The sequence below is a fragment of the Proteus sp. fly-1008 genome (genome assembly GCF_040140305.1).
Taxonomy (GTDB): Bacteria; Pseudomonadota; Gammaproteobacteria; order Enterobacterales; family Enterobacteriaceae; genus Proteus; species Proteus vulgaris_B.
In genome coordinates this window covers 155,532-177,633 of record NZ_JBEEWH010000004.1, presented here as the reverse complement: position 1 = coordinate 177,633, position 22,102 = coordinate 155,532, and the positions used below count along the sequence as shown (strand labels likewise).

Annotated in this window: 18 protein-coding genes and 2 pseudogenes; 10 read left to right on the top strand and 10 right to left on the bottom strand. The window is 36.8% G+C overall.

Annotated elements, in window-relative coordinates; all coding sequences use genetic code 11:
- Nucleotides 1–88: 88 nt before the first annotated feature.
- Nucleotides 89–1,240 (bottom strand): L-threonine dehydrogenase, encoded by a 1,152-nt coding sequence (gene yiaY, locus ABN256_RS09325; RefSeq protein ID WP_072069716.1) that lies wholly within the window; start codon nucleotides 1,238–1,240, stop codon nucleotides 89–91.
- Nucleotides 1,241–1,552: 312 nt separating this feature from the next.
- On the opposite strand from yiaY, the gene ABN256_RS09320 reads away from it, so the two are divergent.
- The 3 genes from ABN256_RS09320 (at nucleotide 1,553) to ABN256_RS09310 (ending at nucleotide 5,888) form a co-directional block, all read left to right on the top strand.
- Nucleotides 1,553–2,050, top strand: a complete 498-nt coding sequence (locus ABN256_RS09320; protein WP_072069717.1) for a YbaK/prolyl-tRNA synthetase associated domain-containing protein — start codon at nucleotides 1,553–1,555, stop codon at nucleotides 2,048–2,050.
- A 427-nt stretch (nucleotides 2,051–2,477) separates the two neighbouring features.
- On the top strand, nucleotides 2,478–3,827 hold the full coding sequence (locus ABN256_RS09315) for a dicarboxylate/amino acid:cation symporter (protein ID WP_072069718.1): 1,350 nt from the start codon (nucleotides 2,478–2,480) through the stop codon (nucleotides 3,825–3,827).
- Nucleotides 3,828–4,535: 708 nt separating this feature from the next.
- On the top strand, nucleotides 4,536–5,888 hold the full coding sequence (locus ABN256_RS09310) for a dicarboxylate/amino acid:cation symporter (protein WP_197269392.1): 1,353 nt from the start codon (nucleotides 4,536–4,538) through the stop codon (nucleotides 5,886–5,888).
- Between the two features lie 82 nt (nucleotides 5,889–5,970).
- On the opposite strand, the gene nfsB is transcribed toward ABN256_RS09310, so the two are convergent.
- The gene (nfsB, locus tag ABN256_RS09305; protein ID WP_197269393.1) at nucleotides 5,971–6,624 is read right to left on the bottom strand and encodes an oxygen-insensitive NAD(P)H nitroreductase; all 654 of its coding nucleotides are present in this window, start codon (nucleotides 6,622–6,624) and stop codon (nucleotides 5,971–5,973) included.
- Between the two features lie 98 nt (nucleotides 6,625–6,722).
- Between nfsB and ABN256_RS09300 the strand changes: the two genes are divergently transcribed.
- Together ABN256_RS09300 and ABN256_RS09295 are read left to right on the top strand one after the other, a co-directional pair.
- Nucleotides 6,723–7,091, top strand: a complete 369-nt coding sequence (locus ABN256_RS09300; protein ID WP_072069721.1) for a winged helix-turn-helix transcriptional regulator — start codon at nucleotides 6,723–6,725, stop codon at nucleotides 7,089–7,091.
- Between the two features lie 77 nt (nucleotides 7,092–7,168).
- A pseudogene (locus tag ABN256_RS09295) lies at nucleotides 7,169–7,619 on the top strand (tyrosine-type recombinase/integrase); the annotation flags it as partial.
- A gap of 146 nt (nucleotides 7,620–7,765) precedes the next feature.
- On the opposite strand, the gene ABN256_RS09290 reads toward ABN256_RS09295, so the two are convergent.
- Together ABN256_RS09290 and ABN256_RS09285 are read right to left on the bottom strand one after the other, a co-directional pair.
- Complete coding sequence (locus ABN256_RS09290) at nucleotides 7,766–8,023, bottom strand: colicin E3-like toxin immunity protein (RefSeq protein ID WP_036894997.1); 258 nt, start codon at nucleotides 8,021–8,023, stop codon at nucleotides 7,766–7,768.
- A 14-nt stretch (nucleotides 8,024–8,037) separates the two neighbouring features.
- On the bottom strand, nucleotides 8,038–9,429 hold the full coding sequence (locus ABN256_RS09285) for a colicin E3/pyocin S6 family cytotoxin (protein WP_349439406.1): 1,392 nt from the start codon (nucleotides 9,427–9,429) through the stop codon (nucleotides 8,038–8,040).
- On the opposite strand from ABN256_RS09285, the gene ABN256_RS09280 reads away from it, so the two are divergent.
- Together ABN256_RS09280 and ABN256_RS09275 are read left to right on the top strand one after the other, a co-directional pair.
- Nucleotides 9,350–9,532, top strand: coding sequence for a hypothetical protein (locus tag ABN256_RS09280; protein ID WP_349439443.1), 183 nt, complete (start codon nucleotides 9,350–9,352; stop codon nucleotides 9,530–9,532). The genes ABN256_RS09285 and ABN256_RS09280 overlap by 80 nt on opposite strands.
- Before the next feature lie 24 nt (nucleotides 9,533–9,556).
- A pseudogene (locus tag ABN256_RS09275) lies at nucleotides 9,557–9,706 on the top strand (pyocin activator PrtN family protein); the annotation flags it as partial.
- Nucleotides 9,707–9,772: 66 nt separating this feature from the next.
- Here ABN256_RS09275 and gnd read toward each other — a convergent pair.
- Nucleotides 9,773–11,179, bottom strand: a complete 1,407-nt coding sequence (gene gnd, locus ABN256_RS09270; protein WP_023581264.1) for an NADP-dependent phosphogluconate dehydrogenase — start codon at nucleotides 11,177–11,179, stop codon at nucleotides 9,773–9,775.
- 244 nt (nucleotides 11,180–11,423) lie between these two features.
- On the opposite strand from gnd, the gene ABN256_RS09265 reads away from it, so the two are divergent.
- Together ABN256_RS09265 and ABN256_RS09260 are read left to right on the top strand one after the other, a co-directional pair.
- Nucleotides 11,424–13,004, top strand: coding sequence for a TerC family protein (locus tag ABN256_RS09265; RefSeq protein WP_340895733.1), 1,581 nt, complete (start codon nucleotides 11,424–11,426; stop codon nucleotides 13,002–13,004).
- 76 nt (nucleotides 13,005–13,080) lie between these two features.
- Complete coding sequence (locus tag ABN256_RS09260; protein ID WP_196553370.1) at nucleotides 13,081–13,380, top strand: hypothetical protein; 300 nt, start codon at nucleotides 13,081–13,083, stop codon at nucleotides 13,378–13,380.
- A gap of 113 nt (nucleotides 13,381–13,493) precedes the next feature.
- Here the strand turns inward: ABN256_RS09260 and dcuC are convergent, their stop codons facing one another.
- The 5 genes from dcuC to apbC form a co-directional block, all read right to left on the bottom strand.
- On the bottom strand, nucleotides 13,494–14,855 hold the full coding sequence (dcuC, locus tag ABN256_RS09255) for an anaerobic C4-dicarboxylate transporter DcuC (RefSeq protein ID WP_072070517.1): 1,362 nt from the start codon (nucleotides 14,853–14,855) through the stop codon (nucleotides 13,494–13,496).
- A gap of 275 nt (nucleotides 14,856–15,130) precedes the next feature.
- The gene (asmA, locus tag ABN256_RS09250; RefSeq protein WP_196553371.1) at nucleotides 15,131–17,065 is read right to left on the bottom strand and encodes an outer membrane assembly protein AsmA; all 1,935 of its coding nucleotides are present in this window, start codon (nucleotides 17,063–17,065) and stop codon (nucleotides 15,131–15,133) included.
- A 47-nt stretch (nucleotides 17,066–17,112) separates the two neighbouring features.
- Entirely contained in the window at nucleotides 17,113–17,694 is a 582-nt protein-coding gene (gene dcd / locus ABN256_RS09245) for a dCTP deaminase (RefSeq protein ID WP_072070520.1), read from the bottom strand.
- A gap of 67 nt (nucleotides 17,695–17,761) precedes the next feature.
- Nucleotides 17,762–18,403 carry a uridine kinase gene (gene udk / locus ABN256_RS09240; RefSeq protein WP_072070521.1) on the bottom strand — a complete coding sequence of 214 codons (642 nt, stop codon included), beginning with the start codon at nucleotides 18,401–18,403 and terminating at the stop codon, nucleotides 17,762–17,764.
- A gap of 220 nt (nucleotides 18,404–18,623) precedes the next feature.
- Nucleotides 18,624–19,736: an iron-sulfur cluster carrier protein ApbC gene (apbC, locus tag ABN256_RS09235; RefSeq protein WP_115350896.1), complete on the bottom strand. Its 1,113-nt coding sequence runs from the start codon at nucleotides 19,734–19,736 to the stop codon at nucleotides 18,624–18,626.
- Nucleotides 19,737–19,940: 204 nt separating this feature from the next.
- On the opposite strand from apbC, the gene metG reads away from it, so the two are divergent.
- Nucleotides 19,941–21,968, top strand: a complete 2,028-nt coding sequence (metG, locus tag ABN256_RS09230; protein ID WP_196553372.1) for a methionine--tRNA ligase — start codon at nucleotides 19,941–19,943, stop codon at nucleotides 21,966–21,968.
- Nucleotides 21,969–22,102: the final 134 nt, after the last annotated feature.

Sequence of the window (22,102 nt, the reverse complement as noted above, 5' to 3'; positions counted from 1 at the left end):
AAAGCACCTCATGAAAAATTTGAGGTGCTTTTATTACTCAGTTAAGACATAAAATAACAAATATTAGTTGTTATTTATTTCTTGAGTATTACATTGCTTGGCGGAATAACTCGATAACATCACTTTCAGTGCCCTGAACAGGGTTAGTGATTGCACAAGCATCTTTCAGCGCATTTTCAGCTAATGTTTTGAAGTCTTCTTCTTTTACGCCTAATTCTTTCAGACCTGCTGGAATACCCACATCTTTAGCCATTTTACGAATTTCTTCGATACACGCTTTAGCACCTTGCTCATCGCTCATTGCAGAAACATCAACACCCATTGCTTGTGCGATATCTTTTAAACGACCCGCGGCAGCTTGGATATTATAAGCTTGAACATGAGGTAATAACACTGCATTACACACGCCATGAGGTAAATTATAGAAGCCACCTAATTGGTGAGCCATAGCATGCACATAACCTAAAGAAGCATTATTAAATGCCATACCCGCTAAGAATTGTGCGTAAGCCATATTTTCACGTGCTTGCTCATCACCGCCGTTATCAACAACTTTACGTAAAGACTCGCTGATCATAGTGACTGCTTTTAATGCACACGCATCAGTGATTGGGTTTGCAGCAATTGAAACATACGCTTCAACTGCATGGGTTAATGCATCCATACCTGTTGCAGCGGTTAAACCTTTTGGCATACCAATCATTAATTCTGAATCATTTACAGACAAGATTGGAGTAACGTTTTTATCAACGATAGCCATTTTAATATGACGAGCAGTATCAGTGATGATACAAAAACGCGTCATTTCAGAAGCCGTACCTGCGGTAGTATTAATAGAAATTAAAGGTAATTGAGGTTTTGCAGAACGATCAACACCTTCATAATCAGCGATTTTTCCGCCATTAGAAGCCACTAACGCGATACCTTTAGCGCAATCATGTGGAGAACCACCGCCTAAAGAAATCACACAGTCACATTGATTTTCTTTCAGCAGAGCTAAACCCGCTTCTACGTTTTCAACCGTAGGGTTTGGTGCAGTACCATCATAAGTTACACTAGAAATACCAGCTTCTGTCAGTAACTTACTGACTTTATCAACAACACCCAGTTGATTTAAAATACTATCAGTGACGATAAGTGCCTTATGAAAGCCAAAGTCTTTCATTGAACTTACCGCTTCAGCCAGACAACCCGAACCAATTTTATTTACAGAAGGGATATAGAATGTTGAAACTGCCATTATTGACTTCCTTTTTAGTAATTAAATCTATGTTTTAATATGTTCTATTCTTTTTGTTCTTAAATTGATCATCATCAAGATAATGAATAAATATCAATTTGTTTGTCATGTTATTACAGGTAATTAAATAAAGAAGCCCAATTACCCTATTAATTCAATAGGATAATACTATTAACATATTATCATTTGTAACAAAATAATTTGAAAAGCTTATCAAAATAATCAAAACCAACCATAAACATCACAGCAGAATATTTTTTTTAAAGTCGTATAATGACCTTAAATAAATAACTTATTAATCAGGAGTCATTGATGTCTTTGACTATTTTTGAGCAACTGACTGCTTTATTAGATCAAAATCATGCTACTTACCGTGTAATGGAACACCCTACCGCAGGTCGTTCTGAAGAAGTTGCAAAAATAAGAGGAACACAATTAGGACAAGGAGCAAAAGGACTTGTTTGCCATATTAAAGGTAACGGTATTAAACAACATGTTCTTGCAATATTACCCGCTGATAAACAAGCCGATCTATCAAAACTTGCGCATCAAATTGGTGGAACTAGAGCGTCTCTGGCAAGCCCTAAGGAAGTTGATGATCTTACCCAATGTGTATTTGGTGCTATCCCTCCCTTTAGTTTTCACCCAGCGTTAAAGCTTGTGGCTGACCCGCTACTTTTTGAACGCTTTGATGAACTCGCTTTTAATGCGGGTACATTAGAACGCTCAATTATTCTTAATACGCAAGATTACAAACGTATTGCACAACCTGAATTAATTTCTTTTATTCGTGAAGAAGAAAGTGAGTAATAAAAAGAGCTAATTTATTTTTAACAATTACCCTAGTCATCATTCAGCTAAGGGTAATTGTTATCATGATATCAATTCTTACTGTATATATAGATTTACACGCCAAAAGCAATATTTAAATTATCTGCTCAAAAACCTCGCCAAGATTTAATACTAACAATTATTTAAAAGGTAGATTTTATCTCTTAAATTCCATGTCCGGTTACATTTAACACTAAAAAATGTACGGAATAGAATTTTTTTACTATTTTTTTCGATTCAGCACTCAATAATTAACTAAATAGATTTTATGTTATTGACCTGATTTACTCGTACATTTAAGTTAGCATCAATAAAATTACAATAATGTAAAATTTTATTTACAACTCTGTTTTTTTCTAACTTATAAATATATAAATAATGTACCAATAGGTGCAGGGACACTTTCATGCAAACTTCAACTAAAAAACAACCGCTTTATAAAGTATTATATGTGCAAGTGATTGTTGCTATTTTACTCGGCATCTTACTTGGTCACTTCTATCCTGACGTTGGTGAATCATTTAAACCACTTGGTGATGCTTTTATTAAAATCGTAAAAATGATCATCGCACCGGTTATCTTCTTAACTGTCGTAACGGGTATTGCTGGTATGAATAATATGAAAGCGGTAGGCACAGTCGCGGGTAAATCCATGGCTTACTTCCTTACTTTCTCTACCATTGCATTAATTATCGGTTTAATTGTTGCAAATATTATTCGCCCTGGTGATGGTCTCAATATTTCTCCAGCCTCATTAGATGCGAGCAAAGTAGAAAGTTATGTAGCAAAAGCGCATGACTCTTCAATTGTTGGCTTCTTAATGAATATTATTCCTGATACGGTTATTAGCCCATTGGTTAATGGGAATATTTTACAAGTACTATTTGTTTCTGTGATCTTTGGTATTGCCTTAGCGTCTATCGGTGCTCGTGGTGAACCGGTTCTTAAATTTTTACAAAACTTCTCTGAACCTGTATTCAAAATGGTCGGTATGCTAATGAAATTAGCCCCTATCGGTGCTTTTGGTGCAATGGCCTTTACCATTGGTAAATATGGTATTTCATCAATCAGTAACTTGGTATTACTTGTTCTGACTTTCTATATAACTTCATTATTATTCGTTCTTGTCGTGTTAGGTGCTGTTGCAAAATATAATGGCTTCTCTATTCTCTCTTTAATTAAATATATAAAAGATGAGCTTTGGTTAGTATTAGGGACCTCTTCTTCAGAAGCGGCTTTACCTAGCTTAATGCGTAAAATGGAAAATGTAGGTTGTAAAAAATCAGTTGTCGGTTTAGTTATTCCAACAGGTTATTCCTTTAACTTAGACGGCACTAACATCTATATGACCATGGCAGCTTTATTTATTGCACAAGCTACTGGTATCGACCTTTCATTAACAGAACAAATTACACTGCTTTTAGTCGCAATGATAAGTTCAAAAGGTGCTGCTGGTGTTACTGGTGCAGGCTTTATTACTTTAGCTGCAACTTTATCCGTTGTACCAAGTGTTCCTGTTGCAGGTATGGCATTAATTCTAGGCATTGACCGCTTTATGTCAGAGTGTCGTGCATTAACCAATCTTGTGGGCAATGCTTGCGCCTGCATCGTGGTTGCTCGTTGGGAAAATGCCTTAGATAAAGAAAGAATGAATGATGTCTTTAGTGGTAGAACATCAAGTGAATTTATTGAAGATGCTCCATTAGATGCTATTGAAATTGAATCTGATAATGCAATTAAAATCCCAGTGAAATAAAAAGTATTTTTTATAATCAATAGAAGAGCACTTATGTGCTCTTCTATTTTTCATATCTATTACCTTCAAAAATAAATACTTATTTTTTTATAATTTATAAATAAGAAATAATATTATGAACAAACTAAAAGAACTAATAAAATAGATATTCACTAAAATTTCTATTTTCTGCAATCATAATACCTCTCTGTTTATTTTAATACGAGATATCTCAGAATTCCGCTCAATATTCGCCTTTATTATTCTTTCTGAATTTTTCTTTGTTTGTTGGTTAGAATTTATTTTTATTACGGATTTTGTGAATGGTACATACTTTCCATAATAAACCTAAGAATAAAAATAATTTGCTTATTACCTCTTAAACTAATTTTTACTCGTCCACTTTTATTTACATTTCTCTTTTTTTATTCACTTTAAAATCGATTTAAATATACATATCATTAAATAAGCGCAATAAAACCAAACAAAAAAATAATTTTATTAACCTAATGTTTAGGTTAAATAAATTTCAAAAAAAACATAAAAACAGGAATTAAAATCTAATTTTTTAGATGAAGAGCACAATATTTGATAAAATCAACTTTATTTTATTGACCTAGTTTACTCATACCTTTAAGTTACCTGTCACAACAAAATAAATGTAAATAATAATTTACATCATAATTTCTTTTTTATTTAGTCAATATCTTTCAGTTACAGGGAATTTTTATGCAGACTTCATCCCGCAAGCTCCCCTTTTATCGTGTGTTATATATCCAAGTCATTATAGCTATCATTTTCGGTATTTTATTAGGCCATTTTTATCCTGATATTGGTGAATCTTTCAAACCGTTAGGTGATGGATTTATCAAAATAGTAAAAATGATCATTGCTCCTGTTATTTTTCTAACCGTAGTAACCGGCATTGCTGGTATGAACAATATGAAAGCCGTTGGAAAAGTAGCGGGTAAATCGATGATTTACTTTCTTACATTTTCTACAATTGCACTTGTTATTGGATTAATCACTGCCAATATTATTCGCCCTGGTGATGGTTTAAATATCTCTCCTGAATCATTAGACAGTAGCCGAGTAGAAATGTATGTCACTCAGGCACACAGCTCTTCTCTTGTTGATTTTTTCATGAATATCATCCCTGATACTATCGTTAGCCCATTAGTTAACGGCAATATCTTACAAGTGCTGTTTGTTTCTGTGATTTTTGGTTTGGCATTAGCATCAATAGGCTCACGAGGTGAACCTGTATTAAAATTCTTACAGCATCTTTGCGATCCGGTTTTTAAGATGGTTGGTATGCTAATGAAGTTAGCGCCTATTGGTGCTTTTGGTGCAATGGCTTTTACTATAGGCAAATACGGCATTTCTTCCATTGGTAATTTAATGTTGTTGGTGATTACTTTTTATCTAACTGCATTACTTTTTGTGTTGGTAGTTTTAGGTGCTGTTGCTAAATATAATGGTTTTTCTATCCTCTCTTTAATTAAATACATAAAAGATGAGCTTTGGTTGGTATTAGGCACCTCTTCATCTGAAGCTGCGTTGCCCACATTAATGAGTAAAATGGAACAACTTGGCTGTAAAAAATCAGTCGTTGGTTTAGTTATTCCTACTGGTTATTCCTTTAATTTGGATGGTACTAATATCTATATGACCATGGCGGCATTATTTATCGCTCAAGCAACAGGCGTTGATTTGTCGTTAACAGAGCAAATTACATTACTGTTTGTTGCCATGATCAGCTCAAAAGGTGCAGCAGGTGTTACAGGAGCTGGTTTCATTACTCTTGCCGCAACATTATCGGTTGTTCCTAGCGTTCCCGTTGCCGGTATGGCTTTGATCCTAGGTATTGATCGTTTTATGTCAGAATGTCGCGCATTAACTAATCTTGTGGGTAATGCTTGCGCTTGTATTGTTGTCGCTCGCTGGGAAAATGCATTAGACAAAGAGAGAATGAATGATGTTTTTAGTGGAAATGTATCAATAGAAACTAAGCTAGATTCTGATTTAGTATCAGAGAAAATAAATGAAAAAACACACTATATAAAAGCATCTGAACAATAGTTTTTATATTTCTTAATAAAATACAAAATATCACGAGAAAACCTCACTTTATTAAGTGAGGTTTAAATCAAAAACTTAAAATTTAAATATCTGTGATAATTTCACTCTGTGGCAATCTTGATTTTGGCAAATTGTAGTTGAAATCATCTTCTTCTCTATAGCCTAATGCAACAATTGCCACGGCATGGAGGCCTTTATCATTTAAAGAAAATGTTGAATCTATTTTTGATAGGTCAAAGCCTTCCATTGGTAAAGCATCAATTCCTAACGTTGCAGCTCCTAATAACAAAGAGCCCATATTTAAATAAACTTGTTTCTCTATCCAATGAGATAAATCATCAAGTTGCTTTTCATGTAAATTAACAAAAAATGATCGAGCAAGTTTATTCTGCTCTTTAAATTCTGCTGTAGAATATCGTCCAGCTTTATCTTCTAATTCAAGCAGATGAGAGAGATATTCTTCAGATAAAGCATTTTTTGCACACATAACCACAACATGTGAAGCACTTAATATTTTCTCTTTATTAAATTCATATCCGCCTTCTGTTGATCCCGCAATTTTCTGCTTTGCATCATCACTTTTTGCTATAAAAAAATGCCATGGCTGAGTATTCACACTTGATGGGCTTAGTTGTAATAATGCTTTTATTTGTTCTAACTCTTGCTCAGGGATCACTTTATTTTTATCAAAATGTTTTGTCGCATAACGTGTTTTCAATATCTTTAATAAATTCATTTATTACACCTATTCCAAATAAGACACTTGTATCTGTGCTATTTTAATAATAATTTACCATCTAGCAAGTACGCACAATTTATGTATATAGGATACAAATGGATACTGTCAAAAAGAACAGATATAACAACTATACCTATGATGGATGCCCGGTTGAGGCTTCTTTAGAGCTAATGGGAGGTAAAGGAAAAGGCATGATCCTTTACCATTTACAGGGGAAAATACTGCGGTTTAATGAACTAAAAAGAAAACTTATTTCAATAACGCCTAGAATGCTAACTAAACAATTACGTGAACTTGAGTCTGATGGGCTTATTGAGCGCAAAGTATATGCCGAAATTCCACCCAAAGTTGAATATAAATTAAGTGAAGACGGAGAATCACTCTCTCACGTTTTAGCTGCACTACAAAGCTGGGGAGAAGAAAGAGCAATACCTCTATTAGAAAAATCTGCCCATAGGAAATAAAGATAATTAAAATAGACGATTTCAGTTAATTAACATGCATATTAAGCTTAGTTTTAAAGTAAGTTTAAATAGATATTATTCCATACAGGGATATTTTTATGTTTTCTATACTTTCATGTATGCGAATAGGTGAAGTCTGTAAGATTTTATGGACTGATGTCGATTATGCTAGTCGTTCGGTTTTAGTTATAGATAGAAAAGATCCAAGAAAAAAAATCGGCAATCACATGGTGGTGCCTTTACTTGGTGAAGCTTGGGAAATTTTGAGCCGACAAAGCAAAACTAATGATAGGATTTTTCCATATAATTCTCAGTCTGTATCTAAAGGTGTTCACAAGGTTAGGGATAAACTGGGAATTATTGACTTCCGATATCACGACCTTAGACGTGAAGGAGCTAGTCGTTTATTTGAGGCAAGATTTAGTATAGAGGAAGTAGCACAAGTCACTTACAACCCTCTGGCAAGTTTACACTGAACTGTTCCCCCAAACGTTACATGACAAATATAACATGCTCACTAATAAATAAATTCAGCCTTATGATTTACATCTATTCTCATTCTCTTATTGTAGGATAGATGTTACCCACGATATTAACACGCCAGTTAATGAATACCCGCCACTCATCCGTGAGTAACGGGTATTCGCCTTCCTTTCATCCCTGACGATAATTAATTACCACTTATCTCGGTAAGCAAAAGCAATAAAATAATCATACTTATTTTGTTCAATTTTATGAGTTATATGCTTTTGAATTGTATCTATCCATTCTTTTTCCAAGTCAAACTCACCATTATTGATAATATTCTCATTTTTTGGATTAACCGTTTCTCCAATTAAAAAATCGTCATCTCCAAAATCTTTGGAATATTCTTCACCAATAAAGTCTTCTGTCTTTTTATCGAACCAATAAACTCTTAATTTCAATCCCATGATTTGTCATCTCCTTATAAATATTTTTTGATATTGCGTTTCGGATCTGCCGGTTTAAGTTGCTTACCCGTTTTCGGGTCAAATGCCCCAATATGTTGTCCATCGCTAGCACGATAACCTTCAATTTCACCATGCTGATAATCCCACTCATAAATTTTACGTCCTTTATCCCCGAGCCAACGAGCTCGTTTACCAGCTCCGCCTTGCTTAGGTGTTTTGGGCTTGCTTTCTTTTAATTCCCCCAATCCCTTAATATCTTGAGTTTTCGGTGGCTCATGGTAACCATGACCTTTTTCCTTAACGCCCTGGCGTTTTTTATCCTGCTCAGCCTTAAGCTTATCCTCAGCGGCTTTTTTCTTTCCTTCTGCTTTTTTTCGCGATTCGAGGATAGGAGCTAGGATTTCCTCCGATTTGGCTAATTGATTGTTATATGATACTACCTGATCACCAAGTCGCTCATAAAATAGTTTAATTAGGTAAGTTTGTATTCTATCTGGCTTATTTATAGCTATTCTTTTTTCTACTTCACCTAAATATGCACCCATTCCTTTAGTTAGAAGAGTATTAAGTAGAATCTTATCAGCAATCTTAACTTCAACTTTGGTCACACTAATTTGCTTATTATCCTGTTTATAAACAAGAGGATTTTTAACAGGATCAGCTAATGTTAAACCTTCTGGTGTGGCTTTGAGTTTATTAATAACAGCAACTTGTGCCTGATACTGTTTATCAATATTCGCTAATCTTTTCTTGGCTTCTTCAAGCTCTAATAATGCAGCTTCTAACGGATGCAATGTCGACCATTCAGCCCATTCTGTTTCTACTATTTGCTTTTCATTATTGACATCAATGACATCAATAATAGAGACATAAAGAGCTTCATGTTTACCACCAAAATCAACAATGGCATGATGGGTCTTTAATTTAGATGAAGGAATATAGTATCCAGCATTAGGCTTAGAGTTGATGATCACCTGTTTATTTTTATCTGCTTTGTTTTCAGAAACGCTAATGCGTACTGGCTTTGCCCCCGTAATAATAGGGGCTGTATAAATGTTAGGTGTGCTTGTTGCTGTTGCCTTTACGATTGGAATACTAATAGCCTGACCTGTAGATACAATGCTTCGTTGCTTTCCAGTATTCTTATCTAAAGCAGACATGACCTGAGTATGTATGCTTAATGATTTTTTTTTACCAATATCACTAATTTGATTAGTAACAATATCCGCAGGCATTGTGGTAACTTTGCGTGCTTTATTTCTATCAAATATATCCCTATCCAAAATGCCATAATTATTCAATAAAGCCATTTCAGCTTGAGTAGACATGATATTGCTACTTGGCCACAATCCTTCGATTGCAATTCCAACACCTGTAACCCTAGCAAGCTTTGGCGCAACTGACATTGCTTCAACTGCACTAGTTCTTAGCGCTGTTAGTGATTTAGAAAAAGCACTCTTAACGTTAGCGGAAACAAATGGACTTGATGTAAAACTGAGAACTCCTTGATAAGTAAGAAAACCTAAAGCAGGAAGAAAAGCTAATGCAGGTGAATTACCGATACCAACATATCGCTTAAATAATAGTCAAAAATCACCTAGGATGATCCATGTAAATGACTTAGCATCTTATATAGACCAGCAAAGAGACGAAGCAGTAATTGAATTTAATCGCTCAAAATAAAAAAGGTGCTGTATTATCAGCACCCCTATAGCACCCCTAAAGGTTATAAACTATTGTTTTAAAGCTTTATTCCATCCACTCTGTGTGGAATACGCCATCTTTATCAGTGCGTTTATACGTATGTGCACCAAAGTAGTCACGTTGTGCTTGGATTAAGTTTGCTGGCAATACTTCTGCACGATAGCTATCGTAGTAAGAAATAGCAGCAGAGAATGTTGGCGTAGGAATACCAGCTTGTACACCGTAACAAACAACATCACGTAGCGCTTGTTGGTAATCATCCGCGATTTGTTTGAAGTAAGGCGCTAACAGCAGATTTGCAATACTTGCATCTTCATTATATGCATCTGTAATTTTTTGCAGGAATTGCGCACGAATGATACAACCCGCACGGAAAATCTTCGCGATTTCACCGTAGTTTAAATCCCAGTTATATTCATCTGATGCCGCTTTCAGTTGTTGGAAACCCTGCGCATAAGAAACAATTTTTCCTAAATACAGTGCACGACGAACATTTTCAATAAAGGCTTTTTTGTCACCAGAGAATGCTTTAGGGGTTGGACCTGATAATACTTTAGATGCCGCCACACGTTGATCTTTTAATGAAGAGATATAACGAGCAAACACAGATTCAGTGATAAGAGTAACAGGTACACCTAAGTCTAAAGAGCTTTGGCTAGTCCATTTACCAGTACCTTTATTTGCAGCTTCATCAAGGATAACATCAACAAGGTATTTACCTTCATCATCTTTTTTACGGAAAATATCAGCAGTAATCTCAATCAAGTAGCTACTTAATTCACCTTTATTCCACTCAGTGAAGGTTTCTGCTAATTCTTCATTAGTCAGGCCTAAAGAGTGTTTTAATACGGAATAGGCTTCTGCGATCAATTGCATATCGCCATATTCAATACCATTGTGAACCATTTTCACATAGTGACCCGCGCCATCAGCACCGATATAAGTCACACAAGGTTCGCCTTCAGCAACAGCCGCAATTTTTTCAAGGATTGGCGCGACTAATTCGTAAGCTTCTTTTTGTCCGCCAGGCATGATTGAAGGGCCTTTTAATGCACCTTCTTCACCGCCAGAAACACCTGTGCCGATGAAATTAAAGCCTTGCGCTGATAACTCACGGTTACGACGAATAGTGTCTTTAAAGAATGTATTTCCGCCATCGATAAGGATATCGCCTTTATCTAAATGCGGTGTCAATGCAGCAATTGTTTTATCCGTTGCTTCACCCGCTTTTACCATTAATAAGATACGGCGCGGTTTTTCTAACGAATCAACAAACTCTTCAATAGAATAATTCGGAACCAGTTTTTTACCTGGATTTTCAGCGATAACTTCATTAGTTTTATCGCTTGAGCGGTTGTAGATAGAAACAGAATAACCGCGGCTTTCAATATTTAGCGCTAGGTTACGTCCCATTACTGCCATACCAACCACGCCGATTTGCTGTTTTGACATGAAAATAACTCCCGTCTGAAAATAAACCTGCCAGTATCAATGTACTGACAATTTGTTAACCTGATCACATAGTAACTCACTCTCTCACTTGGTGGTAGTTATTGATGTAATTGGTATCACAATCTTTTATACAAAATGAAATTATTACCCTTCTATTGATAATAAATTATTGAAAAATTCCTCCAAATTGCTCATTATTCCCAAGTCGGCATATGCCGTCTTTATAGAAGGTAAAACAAACTGTATGGAATGGATCTTGGATCCGACGATCTGGGTAGGACTTTCCACCCTAATTGTTCTCGAAATCGTACTTGGTATTGATAACCTTGTTTTTATTGCTATTCTGGCAGATAAACTCCCAGCAAAACTAAGAGATAAAGCGCGTATAACAGGGCTATTATGTGCCTTAATAATGCGTGTTGTGTTGTTATTTAGTCTCTCTTGGCTTATCACTCTGACAAAACCTCTTATTACACTGTTTGATCATCCTTTCAGTGCAAGAGATTTAATTATGCTTCTCGGAGGGATATTCTTGCTGTTCAAAGCCACTATGGAGCTTAATGAACGGCTAGAAGGTAAAGACCACAATGAGGGAAAACAACGTAAAACAACCAGCTTTTGGTCTGTTGTTGCCCAAATTATCGTGCTGGATGCGGTATTCTCGCTTGACTCAGTAATAACTGCTGTGGGTATGGTTGATCATTTAGGTGTTATGATTGCGGCTGTTACTATCGCAATGTTCTTAATGATCCTGGCAAGTAAGCCTTTAACGAACTTCGTTAATAACCACCCAACCATTGTGATTTTGTGTTTAAGTTTCTTACTGATGATTGGTTTTGCATTAGTTGCCGAAGGCTTTGGCTACGCCATTCCAAAAGGTTACCTATATGCAGCGATCGGCTTCTCTATCATGATAGAAGTCTTTAATCAGCTAGCACAATTTAATCGTCGCCGTTTCTTATCAGCCTCTCGTTCTTTACGTGAACGAACAGCTGAAGCCGTGTTACGTATTATTAATGGTAAGCCTGAATCATCCGAATTAGATCATCACACATCCGATTTAGTCTCTAATGCTGAAGAGGTATTTGATCCTCAAGAACGTCAAATGATTGTGCGTGTGCTTGGTTTAAGTCAACGTAATGTCAACAGTATCATGACTTCTCGCCATGATGTTGAATATGTAGACTTAAATTCAACGCAAGATGATATCCGCCAATTATTGGAAAAAGATCCTCACTCTCGCCTAGTGATTACTGATGAACAACACAGTGATGAACCTGTTGGAGTTGTGAATGTTATTCAGCTGTTGAATCAACAATTACGTAATGAGCCGTTAAACTTACGATTGTTAGTAACACAGCCACTGATCTTCCCTGAAGGTTTATCCTTATTACAAGCATTAGAACAATTCCGAAATGCTCATACTCACTTCGCTTTTGTTGTAGATGAATTTGGTTCAGTTGAGGGTATCGTCACGTTAACTGACGTAATGGAAACCATAGCAGGTAACTTGCCTGTCAGTTCTGAAGAAAACGATTCACGCCACGATTTGGTTCAAAATGAAGACGGTTCATGGACTGTTAATGGCTTTACACCACTTGAAGACTTAGTACTTTATATTCCAATAAAATTGGATGAAAAACGTGAGTATGAAACTTTAGCAGGCTTATTAATGGAGCATTTACAACGTGTTCCAACTGTTGGTGAGAAGATCCTTATTGATGGTATTGAATTTGAGCCATTAGAAGTGAACAACCATCGAATTAATAAAGTTCGAATTGTGGAACCTACACCTGAAGACGAAGAAAACGTTGACGAAGCGTAATCCCTGTCAAATAGCAAAATATCCGCCTTAAAGGCGGATATTTTTTATCTGAAGATAGTATCTACTGGAAAGTCATATGCATACCAATGTCTGCGTTAAAATCGTCTGGTTAACCTCTGTTGAAGGAGGAAGACAATCTCCACCGCCTTTAGCTGGTTTTTATTATCCAACCACTCAACTACCTTATGAACCAAATAGCTGGAGTCTTGCCATTGAAATCACTCACACCAAACAAGAGCCTGAACATTGGATAAGTGAGGGAAATATGCAGTTTTTAGTTGAACATGCTCCTCATCATTTATTAGAAAAATTAGAAAAAATTGAAATTTATGAAGGCCCTAAAAAAGTCGCGGATGCTTTTATTCAGTTTAACTAATTATTTTTTATACGACTTTTCTTAAACAAATAAAAAAACGGGCTTTGTTTAATGACAAAGCCCGTCAATAAAATTTAAAACAATAATTTTCTATTAATTCAATTGGTTAACAATTAACCTAATGTACTTGGTACTAGAATTTCAGTCGCAACAATAACAATAATCAACCCTACTAATACTGGTACAGAAACACGTTTCATCACTTCAAACGGTGAAATTTTTGCCATACCGGATACCGCAACCACAACACCAGAAACAGGCGATAATGTACGGCCTAAGTTTGAAGCTTGTAACATAGGAATAGTTAAATAAGCAGGGTTAACACCCATATTGCTTGCTAAGCGAGGAATTAATTCAACAAAAGCATAGAATGGTGCATTCCCAGAGCCCGTTGTCATTGCAGCTAACATCGTAATTAATACCAGTGCAATCATCATCACAATGGCACCTGAGCCTAATGACTGAGCTCCTTCAATTAAGGCATTAATAAAACCAACAGTTGTTAAGCCTTGAGCAAATACTCCCGCAGCAACTAATAACATAACAACTTGAGCAAATGCATCTGCCATACCGCGGTAAGCGACTTCTAAACCTTCAAAAACTTGTTTTGCACTGAAGCTACGAATAAATTCGATAATAGCTGCTAAAATCATACAGATGATAATAATGGCAACGATATGAAGCTCTGGTAACCATTTACCATCAAAAACTAAAACACCAATGATTGGCGTAAAAGGTAAAATAGCATAGAAACTTGGTGCGTGAGTTTTGATTTCATTCACGTCTAACATTTCAGTTTCAATGTGCTCTTTGCGGTCAAGGTAACGTTGCCAGAAGAAGTGTGCAATACACATACCAATAATTGCAGCAATAGAGATAGGTAATGTGGTTTTAAATGCAAAATCAATCAGTGGCATTTGAGATGCTTCAGCAGCTAAAATAACATCGCCCGATGTTGGCGCTAAAATGATAGAGGCTGGAGACGCACAAATTGCAGCTGCCGCACCGCGACTAATTCCCATATTCACCATAACAGGGAACAGTGTTGCCATTAACAACACCCCTAAACCTGTTGCTGATGAAACGGCCAGTGACATTAGGCATGCAACAATATAAGCAGCAACCATCAGCAGATAAGGTGAGTTGATCATTTTCAGCGGGCGTGATGCTAATTTAACAACAACATCATTAGCACCAATGTGTGTCATATAAGAAGCAAAACCACAAAGTATCATGATCATCATACCTAAATCGCCACCACGGCTCATTAGTAGATTTTTCACATACTCAACAATATCGATTAAGCCGTAGCCTGTCGCAGTTGCACTTGCAGGTAAAACAGCCCTTCCCATAATAACGCTGATGATCAGTAATAACAGACCACCTGTCATTAAAACGCCGGTTGGTGAATAGCCTTTTACAATATAGCGTCCAACGCCTACAGCAACTAAGGCGCCGATAAGAATTTCAATCATTTATTTATCCTGTCTAAAGTAATCATTTATAAAATGAAGTTTTTTATTTTTATCATCATTTTTGCGTTTAGTGTGATTGACACACTCTGCCCAAAGGCAACGTTGCAGTGTATGACATATATCAAAAAAAACGACTATTTTTTTGTATAGATATAGCACGAATGCTTACTTTTCATTCAAAACATAAATTAAATGATAGATATAAAGCAAAAAGCACACAATTATCAAAATTGTGTGCTTTTATTAAGAGTGTGATGAAGTTAAAAGTCGTGAGATTAAATTTTCTTCAAAAGCTGATTAAGTGCTTTTACTTCTGGGCTTTCAGCATCTTGCTTATTCAGCCAATTATCGATAGCTTGTTTCGCTTTTTGCTGTAATTGATCGCGCAATAATTTTTCAACATTGAGCTCATATTGCACCGCATTCCAATCCCCATAAAGTCTTAATGGAATATCAATTTTAGCCAGTTGGCGGATAAATTCATTTTCTTTACCCCACCCTTTTTTAATATTAACCAATAATGTTACATCAAGATCATGACGTTGAAGGTTAACTTTACCCTGCCCTTTAATTTGATAAGCATCAGCTTGAGCATCAAGGGAATTAACCGCCAATTGTCCTTTGGGTGTTAATTTAAATTGGGCAATGACATTATCTGCTTGAGTGTAACTTTCGATATCTTCAGGATAAATCACTTTATCTGTCGCTTGGGCAATAGATTGCTGGATCACCTGAGGGACATTTAAGCCCTGCATCTTAAATTGAGTTAATGAGGTATTCAGTGTGCCCTGCCAGTAATGATAAAAGGCTTTTCGGTTATATCCCGCACCTTCAACATTTCCTTTGGCTGAAATTAATCCACTGAAATTTTCAGGCTGATTGAACGCATGCAATAGAGGTTGTAACGGAATATTATTCATTGTGATATCCATACTAATATGTGCTGGCACAATACTTGTAGAAATCACGGTAGGAAGTGAAAAATCACCCTGAAGAATTTTTCCTGTTAAAGTTTGAATATTTAGCGAATTAGGGTTATTTAGCGCATCAAGTTTAAAATTATTAATCTCTAAATCTTTATAAAGGAGCTTATTTAGTGCTAATTTCAGCGTAAATTCAATATTGCCCCAATGGGTTAAATCATATTCTTTATTTTCAATAGTCACTGAAGTAATAACCGGCTTGGCCATAATCGTGGCATTTGGTGCTGGAGCCGCATGCGCAGTATTAAATAATGAAAATGATGATGGTATTTTATTATCTTTAGGAACCAATAATGCGGTTTCAGTTATTTTAGTCGCTGCTAACTCTGGTAACAACGTATTTAAATTTAATTGTTCACCTTTTAAATCAACCTGATAACGTGTTTTATTTGCAAACTCCGCACTAACACTGCCTTGTAATTGACTATCATTAGCAGTGAGATTTAGGTTATCAAATGAAATTTTTCTCACACCCTCATTTTGGATCATAAAATCCGAGGTTAAACTTCCTGTTATGCCATTTTCAGGGATTTCTACTCCGGATAATGCATAATCTAACTGTGTGATCGTACCATTGATTTGGTAAGGATAGCTGTTCATATCAGCATTAGCAGCAACATTTAGCGTTATCTCACGACGATCACGATTTACTTTCGTACTCATCTCTAGATTAATTTGTTTTTTATCATCTGTTTTCAGCGATAAATTAATATCACGCAAATTAAGCTGCTCGCCATCTTTCATTTGCCAAATAATTAAGCTGTCTGAAATTTTAACTTTGGCAATATTTAACTGCCAATTATTCGCTCTTGTTTCAATCACTGGGTGAGAAACATCTTTAGGTGTAGAAGGAGAAACTATTTTTGGAATAGCCTTACTTTCGGGTGTTTGACGTACTACGGCACCTTTAAGCATGACTTCTTTTACTTCAAGTTGATGAGAAAGAAGCGGTAATAACTCAACATCCAGACGCATATTATCCGCAGTAATTAAAGGCATTTCAGCACCAGGTGCTGTCAATGACATTTTACCACTGATAATGCTCAGTTTTGGCCAAACATGCCAACGCATATCATCTTGTAATGTGAGTTTATAACCGCTTTGTTTTTCAACTCTTTCAACAAGATATCCACGGAAATCATTAGGGTTAATGAGTAAAACTAATGCTGTTAAGCCTGCCAAAATAACCACAAGCAAAATAGCCAGTGTTGTCAAAAACCTTTTCATATAATTACCCGTTTAGTGAAATCTGATAATGATGATTATAAAGATAGTTAATCTTCACTAATTCGACTACCTACCGCACCTTGTTGATTTTTATACTTAGCATCTTGACGACGATTATAAGGTCTATCCGCAGGGCCTGACATAGGTTCAAAACTTAATGCACCAATCACCATGCCCGGTCTTAATGCAAGAGGTAGTTTACCTGAATTAAAGAATTCTAATACGATTTGTCCATGCCAACCAGGATCAATACGATGTGCAGTAACGTGCACCATCAAACCTAAGCGTGCTAATGATGAGCGTCCATCTAACCACCCCACCACATTATCAGGTAATGTGACTGACTCTAGTGTCACAGCTAATGCTAATTCACCAGGATGTAAGTAAAACGCTTCACCTTCAGGTAAAACAATTTCATCACTCATCACACGTTCTAATGCAGCATTCACTTCAGCTTTTGGGCCACTCAGATCAATATAAGCGGCAGTATGTCCTTGGAAAACACGAAACTGGTTTCCTAAGCGAACATCTGCTGTTGCGCCGTTAATTCGCTCGACAGGCGGGCGAGGCTCAATGACTAATTTACCTTCATCCAGCCACTGAATAATATCACGGTCGCATAATCGCATTTTATTTCCTTCTTCAAGTTAATTAGGCAGTTTCATCATGCATGAAAGCTGCCCATAAATGAACCTATTATTCGCAGAACTGCCCTATTTTTGCTTTCAGAATATCAATCGCAACGCGGTTTTTACCCCCTCTTGGCACAATAATATCGGCATATTGTTTAGAAGGTTCAATAAACTGGAAAAACATCGGACGAACAGTTTTATTATATTGTTCAATGACTGAGTCTAAGCTACGCCCACGTTCATTTACATCACGTTTAATTCTACGCATTAAACAGATATCTAATGGCGTATCAACAAAAATAGAAAAATCCATCTCTTCACGTAGGCGTTTGTCTGTTAATAACAAAATGCCTTCAATGATGATAACTTTTTTTGGTCTAAAAGGAATGGATTCTGCTTTGCGTGTGTGAGCGACGTAATCATATTGGGGGAGTTCGATGGCTTTTCCTGCTTTTAATTCACACAAATGTTGGTATAAAAGTGAGTGATCCATCGAATTTGGGTGGTCATAATTGACCTTATATCGTTCTTCCATCGTTAAATCACTTTGGTCACGATAATAACAATCTTCTGGTATCACACCGATATTATGATCACCTACTTGCGCTCTTAATTCACGGTAAAGCGTACTTGCAATAAGACTTTTACCCGAAGCAGAAGCTCCAGCGATACCTACAATTGTGCACTGATGTGCTGTGTCAGCCATAATCAAAAACCTGGTTTGAAATAAAAAGAGGGATAACGTAATAATATGTAAATATTACGCTAGCGCAGATTATAGTTTTGAAATCACTCTGGTTCCAGCGTAAAACCAGAAATCTATTTGTTTTTTATCAAAAACAGCCGGAAATCACATGTAAAAAATGGAAAGCCAAATGACTCTCCATTTAAATCAGTAAATAATTTCAGGCATTATTCTACTGCGATTACACTGCGCGGAAAGAAATTTCCGTTGGAATTGCATCACCATCCCAATACATTTGAGCAGAAACGGTTGACGCTATTTCGCGATAAATATCAGCAAATTCACCTTCTGGATCACGCATCACTGTTGGCTGTCCACGGTCTAAGTCTTCACGTAAAGAGATATGAAGAGGAACTTGACCTAATAATTGGCAATGATATTTCTCCGCCAATTTCGCCGCGCCACCTGTACCAAAGATAGGCTCAAGGTGACCACAGTTACTACAAATATGCGCACTCATGTTTTCAATAATACCTAATACTGGCACATTGACTTTCTTAAACATGACAATCCCTTTCATTGCATCCACCAGCGCAATATCTTGAGGTGTTGTTACCACAACCGCTGCGGTTACAGGGATATTTTGGGATAAGGTTAATTGAATATCACCTGTTCCTGGTGGCATATCGATAACGAGATAATCTAAGTCAGGCCACAACGTATCTTGGAGCATTTGCATTAACGCCTTGCTTGCCATAGGACCACGCCATACCATCGCATTATCATCAGTCACTAAATAACCGATAGAGTTAGACGCTAATCCATAAGCCATAATTGGCGCCATATGTTGTCCATCAGGAGACGTTGGACGCTCCATTGTGGTACCTAACATATTAGGAATAGACGGCCCATAAATATCCGCATCAAGAATACCCACTTTAGCACCTTCTTGTGCAAGGGCTAATGCAAGGTTAACGGCTGTACTTGATTTACCTACACCACCTTTACCAGAGCTCACAGCAAGAATATTACGCACGCCATTAACGCCAGGCAGATCATTTGCACGACGTAAGGTTGAAATATTATGCTTGAGTTTCCATTCAATCGCTTTTGCGCCTGTAATGTCACGAAGTTCAGCTGTCTTTTCTTCGATTAGCGCTTGGAAAGGTTTTTTCCAAACAAATGGCATCACTAATTCGATATGAAGAACATCGTCAATCATCGCACATTGATGTAATGCTTTTAGAGAAAGCAGATTACGTTTCAATGTCGGGTGTTCAAAAGTAGACAAGACACCTGAAACCTTTTCGTTCAGAATCTCAGGGGTGGTCTGCTCGGGGGATTTATCACTCATCCCGGCTCCTCTCGTTTTCATTATTTATTAACTATATGAGTGTATCTATCATATCAGATAGTAGATGACTACGATAATGCCTTACCTCAATTTGCCAACTGAAATTTCTCTTGCAAAAACTCCATTATTGCCCTAGCGACATCATGACGGATCGGTTACCATCAAAGTCCCTTTTATTAATTTTATGGAAGTAAGATCCTTACTATGTCTCACGTCGCGAATAAATTATTGGTAACCTGCGCGTTACCTTATGCTAACGGTTCAATTCATCTCGGTCATATCCTTGAGCACATTCAGGCAGATATCTGGGTCCGTTATCAACGAATGCGCGGCAAAGAAGTTCATTTCATCTGCGCTGACGATGCCCACGGCACTCCAATTATGTTGAAAGCTCAACAATTGGGTATAACCCCAGAAGCCATGATTGAAGAAATGAGCAAAGAGCATCAGCAGGATTTTGCTGGCTTCAATATCAGCTATGATAATTATCACTCTACACACAGTGAAGAAAGTCGTGAATTATCGACGAAAATTTATCTAGCACTGAAGAAAAATGGTCACATCAAAAGCAAAACAATTTCTCAGCTGTATGATGAAGAAAAAGGCATGTTTCTTCCTGACCGTTTTGTAAAAGGCACGTGCCCTAAATGTAAAGCACAAGACCAATACGGTGATAACTGTGAAGTATGTGGCTCAACATACAGCCCTACAGAATTAATTAATCCACGTTCTGTCGTTTCAGGATCAACACCTGTAATGCGCGAAACAGAACACTACTTCTTTGACTTACCTGCATTCAGCAACATGCTACAAGCATGGATCCGTTCAGGCGCACTGCAAGAACAAGTTGCGAATAAAATGCAAGAATGGTTCGATAGTGGTTTACAGCAATGGGATATCACTCGTGATGCGCCTTATTTCGGTTTCGAAATTCCAGATGCACCAGGTAAATATTTCTATGTATGGCTAGATGCACCGATTGGCTACATGAGTTCATTCTTAAACTTATGTGAAAAACGCGGTGATTTAAATTTTGATGAGTTTTGGAATAAAGACAGCAAAGCTGACCTTTATCACTTTATTGGCAAAGATATCGTCTATTTCCACAGCTTATTCTGGCCTGCTATGTTAGAAGGCAGTGAATATCGCAAGCCAACAAACCTATTTGTTCATGGTTATGTCACTGTAAATGGCGCCAAGATGTCTAAGTCTCGTGGCACATTTATTACTGCTCGTGCCTATCTTGATCATTTTGATGCTGATTGCCTACGTTATTATTATGCAGCAAAACTTTCATCACGCATTGACGATATTGACCTAAACTTAGAAGACTTTGTTCAGCGCGTAAATAGCGACATCGTAAATAAAGTCGTTAACCTAGCATCACGTACCGCTGGTTTTATCAGCAAGCGTTTTGATGGCAAATTAGCAGATTCTTTAGATGATGCTAAGCTTTATCAGCACTTTGTTGATATGCAAGAAACCATTGCACAATCATTCGAAAATCGTGAATTTAGTAAAGCCATCCGTGAAATTATGGCATTAGCTGATGAAGCTAACCGTTATATTGACGAAAAAGCACCTTGGGTAGTGGCAAAACAAGAAGGTCAAGACGCTCAGTTACAAGCAATCTGCACCATGGGAATTAACTTGTTCCGCGTGTTGATGACGTATCTGAAACCAGTCTTACCTTCACTAACAGAACGTTCAGAAGCATTTTTGCAAACTCAATTAACATGGGATGCACTTGCACAACCGCTGTTAGGCCAAGAAATCACTAAATTCAAAGCGCTGTTTAACCGTATTGAAATGGATAAAGCCAATGCAATGGTTGAAGCATCTAAAAGTACCATTGCACCCGTAAAAGAAGTCTCTGGTCCATTAGCTGATTCACCGATCCAAGAAACCATCAAGTTTGATGATTTTGCAAAAATTGATATGCGTATCGCTGAAATTAAACAAGCAGATTTTGTTGAAGGCTCAGACAAACTGTTGAAATTAATTTTGGACTTAGGTGGAGAAACTCGCCAAGTATTTTCCGGTATTCGTACAGCATACCCAGATCCTAAAGTGTTAGAAGGTCGCTTAACAGTAATGGTGGCAAACTTAGCACCTCGTAAAATGCGTTTTGGTATTTCAGAAGGCATGGTAATGGCTGCCGGCCCGGGTGATAAAGATATCTTCTTACTCAGCCCAGATACTGGTGCAAAACCGGGCCAACAAGTGAAATAACAACCAAGATTCATTTGCCAAGTAAATAAATGGCGGGGTTCTATTAGAGCCCCGCTCTTTTTTTATTGTGATCCATAGCACACTTTCAAAATCGGTGTATGATAATTCTGTTAGTTGATTTGGGACACTTACTT

Bases quoted from the DNA above. Each gene is read 5' to 3' on its own strand.
- yiaY (WP_072069716.1), bottom strand. From the start codon at position 1,240: ATGGCAGTTTCAACATTCTATATCCCTTCTGTAAATAAAATTGGTTCG.
- ABN256_RS09320 (WP_072069717.1), top strand. From the start codon at position 1,553: ATGTCTTTGACTATTTTTGAGCAACTGACTGCTTTATTAGATCAAAAT.
- ABN256_RS09315 (WP_072069718.1), top strand. From the start codon at position 2,478: ATGCAAACTTCAACTAAAAAACAACCGCTTTATAAAGTATTATATGTG.
- ABN256_RS09310 (WP_197269392.1), top strand. From the start codon at position 4,536: ATGCAGACTTCATCCCGCAAGCTCCCCTTTTATCGTGTGTTATATATC.
- nfsB (WP_197269393.1), bottom strand. From the start codon at position 6,624: ATGAATTTATTAAAGATATTGAAAACACGTTATGCGACAAAACATTTT.
- ABN256_RS09300 (WP_072069721.1), top strand. From the start codon at position 6,723: ATGGATACTGTCAAAAAGAACAGATATAACAACTATACCTATGATGGA.
- ABN256_RS09290 (WP_036894997.1), bottom strand. From the start codon at position 8,023: ATGGGATTGAAATTAAGAGTTTATTGGTTCGATAAAAAGACAGAAGAC.
- ABN256_RS09280 (WP_349439443.1), top strand. From the start codon at position 9,350: ATGATATTGCTACTTGGCCACAATCCTTCGATTGCAATTCCAACACCT.
- ABN256_RS09285 (WP_349439406.1), bottom strand. From the start codon at position 9,429: ATGTCAGTTGCGCCAAAGCTTGCTAGGGTTACAGGTGTTGGAATTGCA.
- gnd (WP_023581264.1), bottom strand. From the start codon at position 11,179: ATGTCAAAACAGCAAATCGGCGTGGTTGGTATGGCAGTAATGGGACGT.
- ABN256_RS09265 (WP_340895733.1), top strand. From the start codon at position 11,424: ATGGAATGGATCTTGGATCCGACGATCTGGGTAGGACTTTCCACCCTA.
- ABN256_RS09260 (WP_196553370.1), top strand. From the start codon at position 13,081: ATGCATACCAATGTCTGCGTTAAAATCGTCTGGTTAACCTCTGTTGAA.
- dcuC (WP_072070517.1), bottom strand. From the start codon at position 14,855: ATGATTGAAATTCTTATCGGCGCCTTAGTTGCTGTAGGCGTTGGACGC.
- asmA (WP_196553371.1), bottom strand. From the start codon at position 17,065: ATGAAAAGGTTTTTGACAACACTGGCTATTTTGCTTGTGGTTATTTTG.
- dcd (WP_072070520.1), bottom strand. From the start codon at position 17,694: ATGCGATTATGCGACCGTGATATTATTCAGTGGCTGGATGAAGGTAAA.
- udk (WP_072070521.1), bottom strand. From the start codon at position 18,403: ATGGCTGACACAGCACATCAGTGCACAATTGTAGGTATCGCTGGAGCT.
- apbC (WP_115350896.1), bottom strand. From the start codon at position 19,736: ATGAGTGATAAATCCCCCGAGCAGACCACCCCTGAGATTCTGAACGAA.
- metG (WP_196553372.1), top strand. From the start codon at position 19,941: ATGTCTCACGTCGCGAATAAATTATTGGTAACCTGCGCGTTACCTTAT.